The following is a 19,187-nucleotide window of genomic DNA, read 5'->3' as shown; positions in this document are numbered from 1 at the left end:
GGGGGCGGTGGGCGCCGGACGGGCTCGGTGGGCTCGGTGGGCTCGGCAGGTGCGGATGGGGTCGGGCGGACGGGGGCGCCCACGGACAGGCAGCCGCGCCCCGCCGTGGTGTCAGCCCGCGCGCAGGGCCATCGTCATCGCCTCCACCGCGAGCAGCGGCGCCACGTTGCGGTCCAGCGCCCGGCGGCAGGCGATCACCGCCTCTATCCGGCGCAGGGTGCCCTCGGGCGTGGAGGAACGGGCGATCCGGTCGAGCGCGTCCTCGGCGTCCGCGTTGGCGATGGCGATCCGCGAACCCAGCTGGATGGCCAGGACGTCACGGTAGAAGCCGGTCAGATCGGTGAGCGCCAGATCGAGGCTGTCGCGCTGTGTACGCGTCTTGCGGCGCTTCTGCCGGTCCTCCAGCTCCTTCATCACCCCTGCGGTGCCGCGCGGCAGCCGTCCCCCGGCGGCGGCTCCGAGCGCGGCCTTCATCTCTTCCGTCTCCTTGGCGTCGACCTCCTCGGAGACCTGCTTGGCGTCGTCGGTGGCGGTGTCGATCAGCTCCTGGGCGGCCTTGAGGCAGCCCCCGATGTCCTCGACCCGCAACGGGAGCTTGAGCACGGCGGCGCGGCGCGAGCGGGCCCGCTCGTCGGTGGCGAGGCGGCGGGCCCTGCCGATGTGGCCCTGCGTGGCCCGGGCGGCGGACGCGGCCCGCTCCGGGTCGATGCCGTCGCGCCTGATCAGGACGTCGGCGACCGCGTCGACCGGGGGCGTGCGCAGCGTGAGGTGACGGCAGCGGGAGCGGATGGTGGGCAGCACGTCTTCGAGGGAGGGCGCGCAGAGCAGCCACACCGTGCGGGGCGCGGGCTCCTCGACCGCCTTCAGCAGCACGTTCCCCGCGCCTTCGGTGAGGCGGTCGGCGTCCTCCAGGACGATGACCTGCCAGCGGCCGACGGCCGGGGAGAGCTGGGCGCGGCGGACCAGCTCGCGGGTCTCCTTCACACCGATGGAGAGCAGGTCCGTACGGACCACCTCGACGTCGGCGTGCGTACCGATGAGGCTGGTGTGGCAGCCGTCGCAGAAGCCGCAGCCGGGTGCTCCGCCCAGGGCGCGGTCCGGGCTGGTGCACTGGAGGGCGGCGGCGAAGGCCCTGGCGGCGGTGGAACGGCCCGAGCCCGGGGGCCCCGTGAACAGCCAGGCGTGGGTCATCTTCGACCCCGGAGGGACCTGCTCCCCCGCCGAGTGGGCGGTGACCAGCGCATCGGCGTCCCGGGCGGCGGCGCCGAGCTGCTCCTGCACCCGGTCCTGGCCGACCAGGTCGTCCCATACGGTCATGGGTCACCGCCCTTCCTGCTCGTCGCTGCTTGTTGTTGCCGGTCGCTGCTTGTCGATCCGGATTCCCCGATCCGACTCCCATTGTGGGGGACGGGTCTGACAATCCCGGCAACAAGGCATCCCAACCCACCGGAACCGGCCGCCGGAACGGGACACCCCGCCCGGCGGCCGGCACGGATCAGCGGCGCGGGCGGCGTCCCCGGCCCGAGCGGCCCGAGCCCTCGTCGTCCGGCTGGTCGCGGTGATCGCCCAGCAGTTCGTCCGCCAGCGTCGGCAGATCGTCCAGCGGGGTCTCCTCGGCCCACTCGGGGCGAGGACGCCGGCCGGAGCGCTCCCGGTGCTCCGGATGCTGCTGGTCCTCCCAGCCGCCGACCTGCGGAAGCTCGCGAGTGCGCTCGTTCTCGCTCTCCGGCGCGGAGCCCACCGGGCGCTCGTCACGGAAGATGCCCCGCGGAATACGGTCCGCCGGATTCGTCTCCCGTACCGGGGGAAGAACCGTCGTCTCGTCGGCGGCACCCGCCGCACCGGAGCCGCCGGCACGGCCGGACCGGTCGTGGATCTTGGGGATCATCGCCGTCTCGGCCTCGTCGGAAGGCGAGCTGTCCGGCGCGGGCACCTGCTGCGTCACGTCGTTCGGGTTGACGATCGGCGTCGGCACCGTGATCTCGCTCTCCGGCACGGACGCCGCAGCGGCGGCCTCCGCACGGGCCTTCTCCGCCGCCGCGGCGGCCTCGGCCTCCGCACGCCTGCGGGCCTCCTCGGCACGCAGCAGCGCCTCTTCGGCCTTGCGCTGCTTCTCCAGCCGCAGCGCCTCGGCCTCCTTGCGCAGCCGCGCCTCCTCCTCGGCCTGCCTGCGCAGCCTGGCCTGCTCGGCCTCACGGGCAGCCTCCTCGGCCTCCCGCCGGACCCGCTCCTCCTCGGCCACCCGACGGGCTTCCTCGGCCCGCTGCCGGGCCTCCTCCGCCTGGCGTTCGGCCTCGCGCCGGCGCGCTTCCTCCAGCTCGCGGGCCTTGCGCTCCTCCTCCTCGGCACGGAGCTTGGCGAGCTGTTCCTGCCGCTCGCGCTCCAGCCGCTCCTCCTCGGCCTTGCGGGCCGCCTCTTCCTCGGCCTTGCGCCTGGCCTCCTCCTCGGCGGCCTTGCGCGCCTCCTCCTGGGCCTTGATCTCGGCCTCGGAGAGCGGAAGGAGCTGGTCGAGCCGGTGCCGTACGACCGTGGTGATCGCCTCCGGGTCCTGGCCCGCGTCCACGACCAGGTAGCGGGTCGGGTCGGCCGCGGCCAGCGTCAGGAAGCCGGACCGGACCCGGGCGTGGAACTCCGGCGGCTCGGACTCCAGCCGGTCGGGGGCCTCGGTGAACCGTTCCCGCGCGGTCTCCGGGTCGACGTCCAGCAGCACCGTCAGGTGCGGGACGAGGCCGCTCGTCGCCCAGCGCGAGATCCGGGCGATCTCGGTCGGGGAGAGGTCGCGGCCCGCTCCCTGGTAGGCGACGGACGAGTCGATGTAGCGGTCGGAGATGACGATCGCGCCGCGCTCCAGCGCCGGGCGGACGACCGAGTCGACGTGCTCGGCGCGGTCGGCGGCGTACAGCAGCGCCTCGGCCCGGTTGGACAGCCCGGCCGACGAGACGTCGAGCAGGATCGAGCGCAGCCGCTTGCCGACCGGCGTCGCGCCCGGCTCGCGGGTGACGACGACCTCGTGGCCCTTGGCGCGGATCCAGTCGGCGAGCGCCTCGACCTGGGTGGACTTGCCCGCACCGTCGCCGCCCTCCAGAGCGATGAAGAAACCGGTCGCGGCGGGGGCGACCGCCGGGTCGCCGCCGCGCAGCGCCTCGCGCAGATCGCGGCGCAGCGGCACTCCGGAGCGGTCGTCCGTCTTCGCGAGGACGATCACGGCGACCGGCAGCAGCAGCGCGCCGATCAGCATCAGCGTGAAGGCCGCTCCACCGTGCTCGAAGACGAAGTCGCCCGAGCCCACCCGGTGGGCGCCGATCGCGGCGGCCAGCAGCGGGCCCGCGAGCGCGCCGAGCGCGATGAGGACCCGTACGACGGCCTGGAGGTGCTCGGTGGTCCTGGCCCGGCGGAACTCCTCGGTCTCCTGGTCGACCAGGACATGACCGGTGTGGGCGGCGACGCCCGCGGCGTAACCGGCGAGCACCGCGATCATCAGCACGGTCGCCGTGTCCGGCACGAGGCCCATGGCGAGCAGCGCGAGGCCGGTGACGGCGGTGGCCAGCGAGAGCAGCCGGCGCCGCGACAGGGTGGGCAGCACCTTCTCCGCGGTCCGGATGCCGACCCCGGTGGCGCCGGTCAGGCCGAGGATCAGCAGTGCGAAGGTGGCGGGTCCGCCGCCCAGGTCGGCGGCGTGCAGCACCGAGACGGCGGCGGCCGCGGCGATGGCTCCGGCGACGGCGGCCGACGCTCCGACGACCAGCGGGACGGATCCGGTGCGGCCCTTGTCGGGTCCGCTGCCGCTCGACGGCCGTCGCAGGCCCTCCAGCGGCGAGCGCGGGCGCGGGGTCTGCGTACCGGGCAGTTCCAGGAAGTACAGGATGGAGATCGACGCAGAGAAGAGCCCGGCCGCGACGTACGAGCCGAGGGCCGCCTGGTGGATCGAGAACCATTCCAGGCCCGAGCCCAGCAGGTTGCCGATGAGGGTGGCGATCAGCAGTGCGGCCGCCGCCAGCGGGATCGCGGCGAAGTCGGTCCGGACGGAGAGCCGGCGCAGTGCGTCGAGGTGGTCGGGCAGCGGGCGTACCGTCGCGCCTTCGGGGGGCGGGGCGGGCAGCAGCGCGGGGGCGGCGCCGTCCTTGGCGACCGTCCACAGGCGCTCGGCCGCGCCGACGACGAAGACGGTGATGAGGATCATCATGAGTGCCTTGTCGGGCATCCAGTCGATCCACAGCGGCGCGACGACCAGCAGCGCGAGCCGCAGCCCGTCCGTCCCGATCATCAGCCACCGCCGGTCCAGCGGTCCGCCGGGCGCGGTGAGCGTCGTCAGCGGCCCCAGGAGTACGGCTCCGAAGAGCAGGGTGGCAAGGATCCGGGCACCGAACACCGCGGCGACGGCAAAGGCCGCGCCTCGGTACCCGGTCCCGAATGAGCCCTCAAGGACCGCCGCTTGCAGCGACATCAGCACCAGCACGAGAAGGGCGAGTGCATCGCCGGTACTGCCGACGAGCTGCGCGCTCCACAACCGCTTCAGCGGGGGAACACGCAACAGGGCTCGTACGGCGCGCTCGCGTGAGTCTGCGGCAAGTGTGTCGGAGGTGGGGCTCACGACCGTTGGCTGCTCGGCTCGCGTCATCCGCCCAGCCTATCCGGAGCGGCAGGGTCCCCGTGGGCCCCGTCCGAACATATGGGCGCCCGAGCCGTTCCGGTGCTTCCGGCCCGCCCTGCCGGAATCCCGTGCGAACGCCGAAGGGGCCGGAAAATCCGGCCCCCGGGACGTTTCGGCCCTGCCGCTCGGTTCAGTCCTCCACGGACGCCGCGGTGGTCCTCTTCGCCGCGGTCGCCTTCTTGGCGGTCGTCGTCTTCTTCGCGGCCGCCGTCGTCTTCTTCGCCGCCGTCTTCTTGGCGGTCGCCGTGGTCTTCTTGGCGGCCGTCTTCTTCACGGTCGCCTTCTTGGCCGGGGCCTTCTTCGCCGTCTTCTTCTTGGCGGGTCCCTTGGCGCGCTTCTCGGCGAGCAGCTCGTAGCCGCGCTCCGGCGTGATGTCCTCGACGCTGTCGGCGGTGCGCAGCGTCGCGTTGGTCTCGCCGTCGGTGACGTACGCGCCGAAGCGGCCGTCCTTGACCACGACCGGAGCCCCGCTCACCGGGTCCGTGCCCAGTTCCTTCAGCGGCGGCTTGGCTGCGGCCCGGCCGCGCTGCTTGGGCTGGGCGTAGATCGCGAGGGCCTCTTCGAGCGTGATGTCGAAGAGCTGGTCCTCGGAAGTGAGCGAACGCGAGTCCGTGCCCTTCTTCAGGTACGGGCCGTAGCGGCCGTTCTGCGCGGTGATCTCGACACCCTCGGCGTCCTCGCCGACGACGCGCGGCAGCGACATCAGCTTGAGCGCGTCGGCCAGTGTCACCGTGTCCAGGGACATGGACTTGAAGAGCGAGGCGGTCCGCGGCTTCACCGCGTTCTTGCCGGTCTTCGGGGTGCCCTCGGGCAGCACCTCGGTGACGTACGGGCCGTAACGCCCGTCCTTGGCGATGATCTGGTGCCCGGTGACCGGGTCCGCGCCGAGCTCGAAGTCGCCGCTCGGCTTGGCCAGCAGCTCCTCCGCGTACTCGACGGACAGCTCGTCGGGCGCCAGTTCCTCCGGCACGTCCGCGCGCTGGTGGCCCTCGGCGTCCTTCTCACCGCGCTCGATGTACGGGCCGTAGCGGCCCACCCGGAGCTTGATGTCGTTGCCGACGGGGAACGAGGAGATCTCACGGGCGTCGATCGCACCGAGGTCGGTGACGAGCTCCTTCAGACCGCCGAGGTGGTCGCCGTCGCCGTTGCCCGCGTCGGAGGCCGAGCCCGCACCGGCCGTGTCGTCGCCCGCACCGAAGTAGAAGCGCTTGAGCCACGGCACGGACTGGGCCTCACCGCGTGCGATGCGGTCGAGGTCGTCCTCCATCTTCGCGGTGAAGTCGTAGTCGACGAGCCGGCCGAAGTGCTTCTCCAGCAGGTTGACCACGGCGAAGGAGAGGAACGACGGGACGAGCGCCGTGCCCTTCTTGAAGACGTAGCCGCGGTCCAGGATCGTGCCGATGATCGACGCGTACGTCGACGGGCGGCCGATCTCGCGCTCTTCGAGCTCCTTGACCAGCGAGGCCTCGGTGTAGCGGGCCGGCGGCTTGGTGGCGTGGCCGTCGACCGAGATCTCCTCGGCGGACAGCGCGTCGCCCTCGGCGACCTGCGGCAGGCGCCGCTCGCGGTCGTCGAGCTCGGCGTTCGGGTCGTCGGCGCCTTCGACGTACGCCTTCATGAAGCCGTGGAAGGTGATCGTCTTGCCGGACGCGGAGAACTCGGCGTCCCGGCCGTCGCTCGCCCGGCCGCCGATCTTGACGGTGACGGAGTTGCCGACCGCGTCCTTCATCTGGGAGGCGACGGTCCGCTTCCAGATCAGCTCGTAGAGCCGGAACTGGTCGCCGGTGAGGCCGGTCTCGGCGGGGGTGCGGAAGCGGTCGCCGGAGGGGCGGATCGCCTCGTGCGCCTCCTGCGCGTTCTTGACCTTGCCCGCGTACGTGCGCGGCTTGTCCGGCAGGTAGTCGGCGCCGTAGAGCTGGGTGACCTGCGCCCGTGCCGCGGAGACCGCGGTGTCCGAGAGGGTCGTGGAGTCGGTACGCATATAGGTGATGAAGCCGTTCTCGTACAGCTTCTGCGCGACCTGCATGGTGGCCTTGGCCCCGAAGCCCAGCTTGCGGCTCGCCTCCTGCTGGAGGGTCGTCGTACGGAACGGGGCGTACGGGGAGCGGCGGTACGGCTTCGACTCGACGGACCGGACGGCGAACGAGGAGTCGGCGAGCGCGGCGGCCAGGGCGCGGGCGTTCGTCTCGTCCAGGTGCAGCACCTGGCCGGAGGCGGACTTCAGCTGCCCGTCCGGACCGAAGTCGCGGCCCTGGGCGATGCGGCGGCCGTCGACCGCGCTGAGGCGGGCGGTGAGGTTCGACGGGTCGGAGGCGTCACCGGTGCGGCCGGTGGCGAAGGTACCGGTGAGGTCCCAGTACTCGGCGGAGCGGAAGGCGATGCGCTCGCGCTCCCGCTCGACGACGAGACGGGTCGCCACGGACTGGACACGGCCGGCCGACAGGCGCGGCATGACCTTCTTCCACAGGACCGGCGAGACCTCGTAGCCGTAGAGGCGGTCGAGGATGCGGCGGGTCTCCTGGGCGTCGACCATGCGCTGGTTGAGCTCGCGCGGGTTGGCGACGGCGGCCCGGATCGCGTCCTTGGTGATCTCGTGGAAGACCATCCGGTGGACCGGGACCTTGGGCTTCAGGACTTCCTGCAGGTGCCACGCGATGGCTTCGCCCTCGCGGTCCTCATCGGTGGCGAGGAAGAGTTCGTCGGACTCGGCCAGCAGCTGCTTGAGCTTCCTGACCTGGGCCTTCTTGTCCGCATTGACGACATAGACGGGCTGGAAGTCGTGCTCGACGTCGACGCCGAGCCGACGGACCTCGCCGGTGTACTCGTCCGGTACCTCTGCGGCGCCGTTCGGCAGGTCGCGGATGTGCCCGACGCTCGCCTCGACGACGTATCCGGGGCCGAGGTAGCCCTTGATCGTCTTCGCCTTGGCAGGCGACTCGACGATGACGAGTCGGCGGCCGCCCTGTGCGGTCTCGCTGGTCGGGGACAACTTCGCTCTTCTCTCCGGTCGACGCTCGGTGGGCATCCGGGCAGCGCGATGACGCTGCCGATGGTGCTGTCGCTGCGGAGTGTGACGGTACAACCCGCCCCCGTGTCAAACGGCAAAAGCCCGCAACGGCCACTCGAACGGTAACCCGACTTCCGCCATTCCTGCCGCCCGGACCGCCCGGTCCGCCGTGTGCGCGGTCACTGCCTGCGGGTTTCCGGGTGCTGTGGCGGCGCCGCGGACGTCGGTGGCGGGCGGCCTGCGGTCCGGGCGTGTTCCCCGCCACTGCCTGCCGTGCGCTGCGGGTTTCCGGCCGGGCCGGTGGGCGGTGGATCAGATGCGGGTGAAGCACCACACGCCGAGGACGAGAAAAAGTACGCCGAACACAGTGGCGAGCGCTGCGGAGGCGACGGGGCTCACGCCGTGTGCCACCGGCGCGCGGTGCAGCACACGCGCCCCCGTCCACAGCAGCAGCGCGGCGCCGAACAGCGCGAATGCCGATCCGGCGAAGACCGCGGGTCCGCTCTCCATGCCGTACGCCTCCCTGTCCCTGGCCGGGCCGGGGCGTGTGCCGTCCGGCCACGGGGAGGCTGCCACCCCAGGACGTCGGCCATGCGAACCCCGGGTGAATGGCCGGTTCCACCCGCGTCCGCCCCCGCCCCGTGACCGGGACGGACATCCGAGCACGACCCCGGCCACGAACCGGCCGGGTTCCCCGGGACGGCCCCCGCCACGAACGGGCCGACGAGCTCCCCCGGGACTCCGTCCGGCGCCCCGCCGGGCCCCGCCCGGCACCCGATCCGGAATCCGCCCCCTCCCCGACGCACCGTCGACGGCGAACCCGAATCCGCTGATCGCGGGGCCCTTTCTTACGTACGGCGGTACACGCCCAGGAAGGAGCGGAGCCCGAGGAAGCCCTTCGGCACAACCGGCGCACCACCGGTCCTGCCGCACCAGCCCTGCCGGACCGGACCCGCGCGATCAGCCCGCCGAAGGAACCGGCTCCAGGAAGCCCTCCTCGACCAGCAGCCGGATCGCCTGCGGGGTCCGGTCGCGCAGCAGCACCGGGTCCTCGTTCATCAACTGGGCGATCGCGTCCAGGATCCGGCCCGCGGGCAGCGTGCCGTCGCACACCCCCGCGAAGCCGGCGCCCACGGCGTCGACCTTCGTCGCACGTCGCATGCCCCGGTTCTGACGGAGCACCACGTGCTCCGGGTCCTCCGCGCCCGGCAGGCCGACCTGCTCCTGCACGACCTCGGCGGCCAGGGTGAAATGCCCGGCCAGGAGTGCCGCGTCGTCCTGCTCGCGGAGGTAGTCCTGACGGGCGAAATGGGCCTCGACGGCCGGTCCGAGCGGCTGCTCCACCGCGTGCGGCCACTCCTCGATCACGACGGACGGGTTGCCGGCGGCGGCCGCGGCGGACTTGCGCAGGGTGATCCAGCCGAAGCCGACGCCCTTGGTCTTGCGGGCCTCGAACTCGTCCAGCCAGGCGTCGTACCGCGCGGCGTACTCGGCGGGGTCCGTACGGTGATCGCCGCTGTCGCGCAGCCACAGCTCCGCGTACTGCGTGACGTCCTGGACCTCGCGCTGCACGATCCAGGCGTCGCAGCCGTAGGGAACCCAGGACCTCAGCCGGCTCTGCCACTCCTCGCCCTCGACGTGCTGCCAGTTGGCGAGGAAGTGGGCGTATCCGCCCTCGTTCAGCCGGTCGCCGGTCTGCTGCACCAGGGTCCGGCAGAGATCGTCACCGCCCATGCCGCCGTCGCGGTAGGTGAGACGGGCACCGGGCGAGATGACGAACGGGGGGTTGGAGACGATCAGGTCGTACGTCTCGGCGCCGACCGGCTCGTACAACGAGCCCTGGCGCAGCTCGGCCGGGGCGACCCCGGAGAGCGCGAGCGTCAGCCGGGTGAAGTCCAGCGCACGGGGGTTGAGGTCGGTGGCCGTGACCCGGGTGGCGTGCTGCGAGGCGTGCAGCGCCTGGATGCCGGAGCCCGTGCCGACGTCGAGCGCGGAGGCGACAGGCGTACGGACGGTGATCCCGGCGAGCGTGGTGGACGCCCCGCCGACGCCCAGGACCACGCCCTCCTCGCGCGAGCCGATGCCGCCCGCGCCGCCGACGGCACAGCCCAGGTCGGAGACGATGTACCAGTCCTGCCCCTCGGGCCCGCTGTACGGACGTACGTCGACCGCGGCCCGGACCTCGTCGCCGACGTGGGTCACCCAGCCGTCCTCGACGCACTCGGCCAGCGGGAGCGCGGCGCGTGCCCGCTCGTACTGCACCGGGTGCTGGAGCAGGAAGAGCCGCACCAGCGTGTCCAGCGGAGCGTCACCCCGGGTGGCGCGCAGCGCCGGAACCGTCTCGCTGCGGGCGAGCGCGGCGTAGGCGGGCGCACCGAGCAGGTCGAGGAGCCCGTCGGCGGTGAAGGCGGCGGCAAGCAGGGCTTCGCGGAGCCGGGGCGAACGGTCGGGCACGGGGAGGCTGGTCGTACTCACCCACCCATTGTGGCCGCTCCCACTGACAACGGCAGCGGCCCGGCGCCCATCGGGGCGGCCGGGCCGTCCGTACGACATGTCATGCGGCGCGGCCGTCACTCCGGCACGTCGTCCGGCGCGACAGCCGCGCGTCGCAGCGACCGCGCATCGTGGGAACCGTCACCGGCGCTGCTGCCGCCGGGTCACGCCTTCTTGCTGGGCGAGGCGGAAGGCGCCGTGGACGGCGACGTGTCGGCCTTCGGCGGCACCGAGGCCGTCGGCTTCTGGCAGCCCTTCTGCTTCGCCATGGCGGTGCCGACCTCGCCGGACTGGAGCTTCTTCAACGCCTCGTCACCACTGGTGCTGATCTTGTTCAGCTCGTCCGCGATGCCCTTGAGCCCGTCGGCGAACTTCGCCTGGTCCTTCGTCTCCAGGGCGTCGATCTTCTTCTGCAGGTTCGCATACGCCGCGGAGGATGCTTCGAGCTCCTTCACGGCCTCCTTCTGCGTGGTCTCACCGCCGTCGACCGGCGGCGGGCCCGCGGAGTCGACTGCCGCGCCCAGTGCCTTGTACGCCTGCGAGATCTGCTGGAAGGCGGCCGAGTCGGTCTTCTGGACATCGGCGGGCTTGCTGTTGTCCGCGGTCTGCTGCTGGATGGCGGCGTTGGCGTTCGCGATCTTCTGGAGCTGGGGCTGGACCTGGTCGCAGACCTTCTTGGCCCAGTCGTTCACCTTGTCGCTGTTGTCGTCGCCGCTGCAGCCCGACAGCGTAAGTACCAGTACCGCGCCGCCGGACAGCGCGGCCGCAAGCTTCTTGTTCACCGGATCGGTCCCTTCCAAGGCTCTCGGCCCCGGAACTTACACGGCGAGCGCACACCATCCGGATGCCGGGCGTCCGATGAGTGACCTTTTGCAGCCATTTGCACCAAGGGAAACAGGGGAGATACAACTCACCCGCACAGCCCTCCCCGTGCGGGAACAGACGCACGAGCAAGCACACGAACGGCGCACGGATCGGGCGGATCAGCCGAAGACGGGCACCGGGCCCGAGATGCGAGCGGGCGGACGGCGCATCAGAATGCGCCGTCCGCCCGGTCATTGAGCCGGGAGCGACTACGTGTCACCGCCCGGCCCCGGCCATCGGTTCACGAAACGGCTGCCTGGCCGGGCGACTTGGCCGGCCTGTTCCCGTCTCCGTCCCTGCCTCCGTCCCCGTGGCCCGGATCCTCGTCGCCCACGGCGATTCCACGCCGCTTGGACGCATAGACCGCGCCGACAATGACCCCGAGGGCGAGCGCCGCCACCAGCGCCCGCACGCCGACGCTCGCGTCCTGCCCGTAGCTGAACTGCACCACCGCCGGGGCGATGAGCAGGGCGACCAGGTTCATCACCTTGAGCAGGGGGTTGATCGCCGGCCCCGCCGTGTCCTTGAACGGGTCGCCGACCGTGTCGCCGATGACGGTCGCGGCATGGGCCTCGCTGCCCTTGCCGCCGTAATGGCCGTCCTCGACGAGCTTCTTGGCGTTGTCCCACGCGCCACCGGAGTTGGCGAGGAAGACCGCCATCAGGGTGCCCGTCCCGATGGCACCCGCGAGATACGAACCGAGCGCTCCGACACCGAGCGTGAAGCCGACGGCGATCGGCGCCAGAACGGCCAGCAGACCGGGTGTGGCGAGCTCGCGCAGGGCGTCCTTGGTGCAGATGTCGACGACGCGCCCGTACTCCGGTTTCTCGCTGTAGTCCATGATCCCGGGGTGCTCGCGGAACTGCCGCCGCACCTCGTAGACCACGGATCCGGCGGACCGCGACACCGCGTTGATCGCGAGCCCGGAGAAGAGGAAGACGACCGCGGCACCGAGGATCAGGCCCACCAGGTTGTTGGGCTGCGAGATGTCCAGACTGAGCGTCATCGCACCGGCCTTGGCCCCCACGTCGTCGACCGCCATGGCGATCGCGTCGCGGTACGAGCCGAAGAGCGCCGACGCTGCCAGAACGGCAGTGGCGATGGCGATGCCCTTGGTGATGGCCTTGGTGGTGTTGCCGACGGCGTCCAGGTCGGTGAGGACCTGCGCACCGGCACCCGTGACATCACCGGACATCTCGGCGATGCCCTGCGCGTTGTCCGAGACCGGGCCGAAGGTGTCCATGGCGACGATGACACCGACGGTGGTGAGCAGCCCGGTTCCCGCCAGGGCCACCGCGAAGAGCGCCAGCATGATCGACGTACCGCCGAGCAGGAACGCCCCGTAGACGCCCAGGCCGATCAGCAGCGCCGTGTAGACGGCCGACTCCAGGCCGATGGAGATACCGGCGAGCACGACGGTGGCCGGACCGGTCAGCGAGGACTTGCCGATGTCCCGGACGGGGCGTCGGCCGGTCTCGGTGAAGTAGCCGGTCAGCTGCTGGATCAGAGCGGCCAGCACGATGCCGATGGCGACGGCGACCAGGGCGAAGATCCGCGGGTCGCCGACGTGCGAGGTGATCGCACCATCGGTCACGCCGTCCAGTTCAGCGTACGAGGACGGCAGGTAGACGAAGACGGCCACGGCCACCAGTACCAGCGAGATCACCGCGGAGACGAAGAATCCGCGGTTGATCGCGGTCATTCCGCTGCGGTCCGCGCGGCGCGGGGCGACCGCGAAGATCCCGATCATCGCGGTGATCACGCCGATCGCCGGAACGATCAGCGGGAAGGCCAGTCCGGCGTCGCCGAAGGCGGCCTTGCCGAGGATGAGCGCGGCGACGAGCGTCACGGCGTACGACTCGAAGAGGTCGGCCGCCATGCCGGCACAGTCGCCGACGTTGTCGCCCACGTTGTCGGCGATGGTGGCGGCGTTGCGCGGGTCGTCCTCCGGGATGCCCTGCTCGACCTTGCCGACGAGGTCGGCGCCGACGTCCGCGGCCTTGGTGAAGATGCCACCACCGACCCTCATGAACATGGCGATCAGTGCGGCCCCGAGGCCGAAGCCCTCCAGCACCTTCGGGGCGTCGGCGGCATAGACGAGCACGACACAGGACGCACCGAGCAGGCCGAGGCCCACGGTGATCATGCCGACCACGCCACCGGTACGGAAAGCAATCTTCATCGCCTTGTGCGAAACAGCGGTGAGATCTTTCTCCGGCTCGCCCTCCGCGGGAGTCGCCTCTCGCGCAGCAGCGGCCACACGGACATTACTGCGTACCGCGAGCCGCATCCCGATGTATCCGGTGGTCGCCGAGAAAAGCGCACCCACCAGGAAGAACAACGAACGGCCTGCGCGCTGCGACCAGTTGTCGGCCGGTAGCAGCAGAAGCAGGAAGAAGACCACGACGGCAAAGATGCCGACGGTGCGCAGCTGCCGGGCAAGATAGGCGTTCGCGCCTTCCTGGACGGCGGCCGCGATCTCCTTCATGCGGTCGGTGCCCTCGCCGGCCGCCAGCACCTGGCGCACCAGCAGTCTGGCGACGACCAGGGCGGCGACGGCGACGACCGCGACGACGATCACGATGACGCGGTTGTCATCGGTGAGAACGGCGGCCGCCAGAGAAGCGGACCGGCCTGAAGGTGCAGAAAATGCGGAATCTTGTGCGGGTCCTGCCAGTGGGGTGTTGAAGAACTCCGCCATACGTCCTCCTCGACGCTCAGCGCTCAAGACGTGGACGGATTGTAGGGAGCGAGAGCTGATCAAAACAGTGCGCCGTAAATGTAATTGACCTTCACCAGCCGATCGATAAATGATCGGCCTCTCGGAGAGGCCCGAATGCAGTAATGGGGCAGGCACATTTTCTGCAGATCATTGATCACGCATAAATGAAAAAGGCCCTGCTCAGCAGGGCCTCAAAAGACGGATCAAGACATGGACCGGGGAAGAGGTTCAACCGGACCGGGGCGGGCGGATCGGGACGGTGGGCCGCCCGCGAGCGTGCGTCGCCCGTGGCGCCTCAGGGGAGCAGCGTCATGGCAGCGCGGTCACGGGCATCAGGGCAGCACGGTCGTGGGCGTCTTCGGCCAGCTCATGCGGATCACTCCGCCCTTGGCTCCCGATCTGACTTCCACATCATCGACGAGGCCGCTGATGACCGCGAGACCCATCTCGTCCTCGCCATCGGCGTCGCTCTCGTGATCCGGCTCATCGAGCCCACCGCCGGGCGTGGCGTCGCGTGTCGCGGAGGCTCCGACGGGTCCGCCGAGAGCGGGATCGGCCCCGGGGCCGGGCACCTCGTCGGCCACCTCGACGGAGAAGGACTTCTCCTCCTCGATCAGGGCGACGGAGACGGGAGCGATGATGTCATGGCTGCGGTGCAGCCCGACTGCGCGGCTGCAGGCTTCACCGACGGCGAGTCTGACCTCGTCGAGCACGGCTTCGTCGACCCCTGCCCGGCGCGCCACGGCGGCCGCCACGAGGCGGGCCGTCCTGACGTGTTCGGGTTGGGCGCTGAAGCGGAGTTCAACGGTGGCCATGCGATCCCCCTCAGACGTACGGGCGTGCATCCCAGGGGTCCGGGCGCGCTGCCCGGCGTCCCTGCTCTTCTTCGCGCTTCTTCGTTCTATTTCGCGCTTCTTCTCAGAGCCGACGACCCGCGGGTTCGCCGATCTCGCTGATCGCGTCGCCGACCACCGGACGCCGTCGGAAGCGACGTACAGCCGTCGGCCGACGGACCGACAGACATCCGTCCGGCAGCCGGGCCGCCCGCAAACGAGCGGTCACCGAGCGAACCGGAAGAGCCGAACGAACGGCCCCGTCCGGCAGCCGGTCGAACGACAGCCCACCGGCCGACCGCCAAACGGCTCACGCCGACCAGCCCGGTCGTCCGAGCACCCGGCCGACCGGAGCACCGGTCACCCGGCTCCCCGACCGACCACCTGACCGTACGGCCACCGGGCGACAACCCGACCGTGCGATCGGTCTGCCTCGCGGCAGCCGACCGTCAGGCACGCCCGGGTCGCACCGGCCGCCTGGCGGGCCGCCGGTGCGTCGGCTGCGTACCGGACCGGCCTGAGCCGGCCCGACCGGCGGACCGGCCACGGGCCGACCGTCAGTCGGTGGCCGCGACGGCCTCGTCGACCGTGGTGTGAATCGGGAACACCTTGGTCAGACCGGTGATCCGGAAAATCTTGAGAATGCGCTCCTGGTTGCAGACCAGGCGCAGTGAGCCCTCATGGGCCCGGACACGCTTCAGGCCACCCACGAGCACGCCGAGGCCGGTGGAGTCGAGGAAGTCGACGCCTTCCATGTCGACAACCAGGTGGTAGCTGCCGTCATTCACCAACTCGACCAACTGCTCGCGCAGCTTGGGCGCGGTATACACATCAATCTCGCCACCGACCTCGACGACCGTACGGTCGCCACCAGGGCCGGACACATTGCGAGTCGACAAGGACAGGTCCACGGATCCTCCAGCACCTTGCTATCGAGCGGTCGCCCCTCGGTCTCCCCGGCGGAGCCAGGGAACGGATCGCCAGCCGCGATGGCATTCAATCACTTACCAGCAGCCATGCACGACGGCTTGGGGCCATTGTCCGTCACGCCAGTGACACACTCGGTGCCGATGGCCAAGAATCACCGCCCCAGTCGACCACCCGGGAACAGCGACACCAGTCACTCTCCCGCCATGGTCCTCGACCGGCTCGCCGCAGTGGCGGGCCGGTCCGCGCGCATCACTCATACGGAGCACTTGCCCCCGCGTGCGGGAACCCATGCCATCTGGCCCGATCGCATCCGGCCGGAAGTCGTCGCCGCGATCCAGCGTGCCGGAATCGAACATCCGTGGGCGCACCAGGCGGCCGCCGCCGAGCACGCCCTGGACGGCGAATCCGTGGTCATCGCCACAGGAACCGCGTCCGGCAAGTCGCTCGCCTACCTCGCCCCGGTCCTCAGCGCCCTGCTCGACGGCTCCGGGGCCCCGAACGGCCGCGGCGCCACCGCCCTGTACCTGGCGCCCACCAAGGCCCTGGCAGCCGATCAGAGGCGTTCCGTGAAGCAGCTCGCGGCACCGCTCGGCAACGCCGTCAGGCCCGCGGTCTACGACGGCGACACCCCGGTCGAGGAACGCGAGTGGGTGCGTCAGTACGCCAACTACGTCCTGACCAACCCCGACATGCTGCACCGCGGGATACTCCCGTCCCACCCCCGCTGGTCCTCCTTCCTGCGCGCCCTGCGCTTCGTCGTCATCGACGAGTGCCACACCTACCGCGGCGTCTTCGGCTCCCACGTCGCCCAGGTCGTACGCCGGCTCCGCCGCCTGTGCGCCCGTTACGGAGCCGACCCGGTCTTCCTCCTCGCCTCCGCCACCGCGGCGGAACCCTCCGTCGCGGCCGGCCGCCTCACCGGTCTCCCGGTCAAGGAGGTCGCCGACGACTCCTCACCCCGCGGCGAGCTGGTCTTCGCGCTGTGGGAACCGCCCCTGACCGACCTGCACGGCGAGAAGGGCGCCCCTGTCCGCCGCACCGCCACCGCCGAGACCGCCGACCTGCTCACCGATCTCACCGTCCAGGGCGTCCGCTCGGTCGCCTTCGTGCGCTCCCGGCGCGGCGCCGAGCTGATCTCCGTCATCGCGAAGGAGCGCCTCGCCGAGGTGGACCGCTCCCTGCCGGCCCGGGTCGCCGCCTACCGCGGGGGCTACCTCCCCGAGGAACGCCGCGCCCTGGAGCGCGCCCTGCACTCCGGGGAACTGCTCGGACTGGCCGCCACCACCGCCCTCGAACTCGGCATCGACGTCTCCGGCCTGGATGCCGTCGTGATCGCCGGCTATCCCGGCACCAGGGCGTCGCTGTGGCAGCAGGCGGGCCGCGCCGGACGCTCCGGCCAGGGCGCCCTGGCCGTCTTGGTGGCCCGCGACGACCCACTGGACACCTTTCTCGTCCACCATCCCGAGGCGCTGTTCCAGCAGCCCGTGGAGTCGACCGTCCTCGACCCGGACAACCCGTACGTACTCGCCCCCCATCTGTGCGCCGCCGCCGCGGAGCTCCCCCTCACCGGGCCCGACCTGGAACTCTTCGGCCCGGCCGTGCCCGAACTGCTGCCGCAGCTGGAGGCCGCGAAGCTGCTGCGCAAGCGGCCATCGGGCTGGCACTGGACCCGCCGGGAACGAGCCGCGGACCTCACCGACATCCGTGGCGAGGGCGGCCGCCCCGTCCAGATCGTCGAGGAGGGCACCGGCCGGCTGCTGGGCACCGTCGACGAATCGGCCGCACACACCGCCGTCCACGAGGGCGCCGTCCACCTCCACCAGGGCCGCACCTACCTGGTCCGGAAGCTGGACCTGGAGGACTCGGTGGCCCTGGTCGAGGAGGCCGTCCCGCCGTACTCGACCACCGCCCGCGACACCACCTCCATCGCCGTCCTGGAGACCGACACCGAGATCCCGTGGGGTGACGGACGGCTCTGCTACGGCTCCGTGGAGGTCACCAGCCAGGTCGTCTCCTTCCTGCGTCGCAAGCTGATCACCGGCGAGGTCCTCGGCGAGACCAAGCTGGACCTGCCGCCCCGCACCCTGCGGACCCGAGCCGTCTGGTGGACGGTCACCGAGGACCAGCTCGATGCCGCCCGTATCAATCCGGAGATCCTGGGCGGCACCCTGCACGCCGCGGAGCACGCGTCGATCGGGATGCTGCCGCTCTTCGCCACCTGCGACCGGTGGGACATCGGCGGCGTCTCCGTGCCGTTGCACCCGGACACCCTGCTGCCCACGGTCTTCGTGTACGACGGCCACCCGGGCGGTGCCGGATTCGCCGAGCGGGCCTTCCACACCGCCCGTGCCTGGCTGACCGCGACCCGCCAGGCGATCGCGTCCTGCGAGTGCGAGGCCGGCTGCCCGTCCTGCGTCCAGTCCCCCAAGTGCGGCAACGGCAACGAACCGCTGCACAAGCGTGGCGCCGTCCGCCTCCTCACCGAACTCCTGCGATACGCACCCCCGCCCCCCGAGGAACCGGACCCCGAAGAGCCGTCGGAACCGAACCCCGCGCAGCCGCCGGAGCCGGAGTCGGCTCCGGTGCGGGAGGCGGAAGCGCCGGAGATGCGGGAGCAGCCGCCGGAGGACCGGCCCGGGACCTGACCGCCGGTTCGTACGGCCCGAAACTCACCCGGGCCGTCACATCGGCGATCTCCCCGCGCACCGCACACCGGACCACCACGGCCCCCTGCGCCGCAGCCACCTTCTCGGCGGCCCCGCATGCCTCCCCAGGGCCTTGCAGGGCCCGGTCGGCCGCGGCCAGCGCCGCCAGATCCGCCGCACCGCCCGCCCGGTGCCGGACGGCCACCACCTGCCCGAGGGCCAGCACGACCGCGAACACCGCGCACAGCGTGGCCGTGGTCATCGCCACCCACACCGTGGCCAGCCCCCTGTCCTCGCTCCGCCCAGCCCTGCCCAGCCGCGCAGGGTCGGCTGTCCGCAGCCACCCGAGCGCAGCCGCCCGCCACCTCCCTCCCGTCCGGTTCATTGCGTCGCCCCCACCGTGTCCTCGGCCAGTGCGGCCGCCTCCGCATGCAGCGTCAGGGCCAGCGGGCCCGGCCCCGGCATCGGAGCCGCCACCCGTACCCGCCACAGCTCCCCGGACCGTTCCATCGCGACTTCGGCTCCGCCAGGTGCCGCCGAACGGGTGACCTCAAGCACCTGTGCCTCCGGCTCGGAACGGGCGGCCGCCCTCGCCCCGGCCCTCGCCGCGTCCACGCACCGGATCTGGGCGGAGGCCGCCATCAGCGCCCAAACCAGCGCCAGGGCGAACATCGCCAGCACCGGAACCGCCATGGCCGCCTCCGCGGTCACCGCGCCCCGATCCGACGCCCGGACACCCGGTCTCCCGCCCTCGGTACGGGAACGGCCTCCGGCGCACGCTCCGGGACCGCTCTCAGAACTTCGCATCGAGCGCGTCCTTCAGCAGCGACTGCAATGCGGACATCACCGGCTGGCTGGTGACCACCTTGTAGAGCACCGCCGCGAACGCGCAGGCCGCGATCGTCCCCACCGCGTATTCGGATGTCGTCATTCCGCTGTCCGACCGGGCCCGGAATGCCATGCCACGCACCCAGCCCCTGATTCGCTGAATCATTTCAACCCCCGTGAAATCGGTAATTCATATTGAATGGTTTTTTATTGA

The 19,187-nt window shown here is 71.4% G+C and carries 12 protein-coding genes and 1 pseudogene; 1 reads left to right on the top strand and 12 read right to left on the bottom strand.

The window, feature by feature from the left end; genetic code table 11:
* Window positions 1–111 precede the first annotated feature (111 nt).
* From OG842_RS21635 to OG842_RS21595, 9 genes are all read right to left on the bottom strand, one after another.
* The gene (locus OG842_RS21635) at window positions 112–1,317 is read right to left on the bottom strand and encodes a DNA polymerase III subunit delta' (protein WP_266731810.1); all 1,206 of its coding nucleotides are present in this window, start codon (window positions 1,315–1,317) and stop codon (window positions 112–114) included.
* Between the two features lie 178 nt (window positions 1,318–1,495).
* Entirely contained in the window at window positions 1,496–4,618 is a 3,123-nt protein-coding gene (gene tmk / locus OG842_RS21630) for a dTMP kinase (protein ID WP_266731809.1), read from the bottom strand.
* Window positions 4,619–4,781: 163 nt separating this feature from the next.
* A complete protein-coding gene (gene topA, locus OG842_RS21625; protein WP_266731808.1) occupies window positions 4,782–7,640 on the bottom strand; it encodes a type I DNA topoisomerase in 2,859 nt (952 codons plus the stop codon).
* A gap of 330 nt (window positions 7,641–7,970) precedes the next feature.
* A complete protein-coding gene (locus OG842_RS21620) occupies window positions 7,971–8,168 on the bottom strand; it encodes a hypothetical protein (RefSeq protein WP_266731806.1) in 198 nt (65 codons plus the stop codon).
* 450 nt (window positions 8,169–8,618) lie between these two features.
* Window positions 8,619–10,133: a N5-glutamine methyltransferase family protein gene (locus OG842_RS21615; RefSeq protein ID WP_266731805.1), complete on the bottom strand. Its 1,515-nt coding sequence runs from the start codon at window positions 10,131–10,133 to the stop codon at window positions 8,619–8,621.
* A 182-nt stretch (window positions 10,134–10,315) separates the two neighbouring features.
* Window positions 10,316–10,933, bottom strand: coding sequence for a small secreted protein (locus OG842_RS21610; protein ID WP_266731803.1), 618 nt, complete (start codon window positions 10,931–10,933; stop codon window positions 10,316–10,318).
* A gap of 323 nt (window positions 10,934–11,256) precedes the next feature.
* Window positions 11,257–13,716 carry a sodium-translocating pyrophosphatase gene (locus tag OG842_RS21605; RefSeq protein WP_266731802.1) on the bottom strand — a complete coding sequence of 820 codons (2,460 nt, stop codon included), beginning with the start codon at window positions 13,714–13,716 and terminating at the stop codon, window positions 11,257–11,259.
* A 353-nt stretch (window positions 13,717–14,069) separates the two neighbouring features.
* A complete protein-coding gene (locus OG842_RS21600) occupies window positions 14,070–14,552 on the bottom strand; it encodes an ATP-binding protein (RefSeq protein ID WP_266731801.1) in 483 nt (160 codons plus the stop codon).
* 575 nt (window positions 14,553–15,127) lie between these two features.
* The gene (locus OG842_RS21595) at window positions 15,128–15,481 is read right to left on the bottom strand and encodes an STAS domain-containing protein (RefSeq protein WP_003967428.1); all 354 of its coding nucleotides are present in this window, start codon (window positions 15,479–15,481) and stop codon (window positions 15,128–15,130) included.
* A gap of 78 nt (window positions 15,482–15,559) precedes the next feature.
* Here OG842_RS21595 and OG842_RS21590 point away from each other — a divergent pair, with 78 nt between their 5' ends.
* A complete protein-coding gene (locus OG842_RS21590) occupies window positions 15,560–18,145 on the top strand; it encodes a DEAD/DEAH box helicase (protein ID WP_328512442.1) in 2,586 nt (861 codons plus the stop codon).
* A 40-nt stretch (window positions 18,146–18,185) separates the two neighbouring features.
* On the opposite strand, the pseudogene OG842_RS45240 reads toward OG842_RS21590, so the two are convergent.
* The 3 genes and pseudogenes from OG842_RS45240 to OG842_RS21575 form a co-directional block, all read right to left on the bottom strand.
* A pseudogene (locus OG842_RS45240) lies at window positions 18,186–18,407 on the bottom strand (Rv3654c family TadE-like protein); the annotation flags it as partial.
* 119 nt (window positions 18,408–18,526) lie between these two features.
* Window positions 18,527–18,952 (bottom strand): TadE family type IV pilus minor pilin, encoded by a 426-nt coding sequence (locus OG842_RS21580; protein WP_328512441.1) that lies wholly within the window; start codon window positions 18,950–18,952, stop codon window positions 18,527–18,529.
* Window positions 18,939–19,139, bottom strand: coding sequence for a DUF4244 domain-containing protein (locus OG842_RS21575; RefSeq protein ID WP_266731795.1), 201 nt, complete (start codon window positions 19,137–19,139; stop codon window positions 18,939–18,941). The genes OG842_RS21580 and OG842_RS21575 overlap by 14 nt, the downstream gene beginning before the upstream one ends.
* Window positions 19,140–19,187 lie beyond the last annotated feature (48 nt).

The organism is Streptomyces sp. NBC_00376, assembly GCF_036077095.1.
GTDB lineage: Bacteria > Actinomycetota > Actinomycetes > Streptomycetales > Streptomycetaceae > Streptomyces.
The sequence above is the reverse complement of the archived record's forward strand: the minus strand, read 5'-3'. Positions and strand labels throughout refer to the sequence as shown.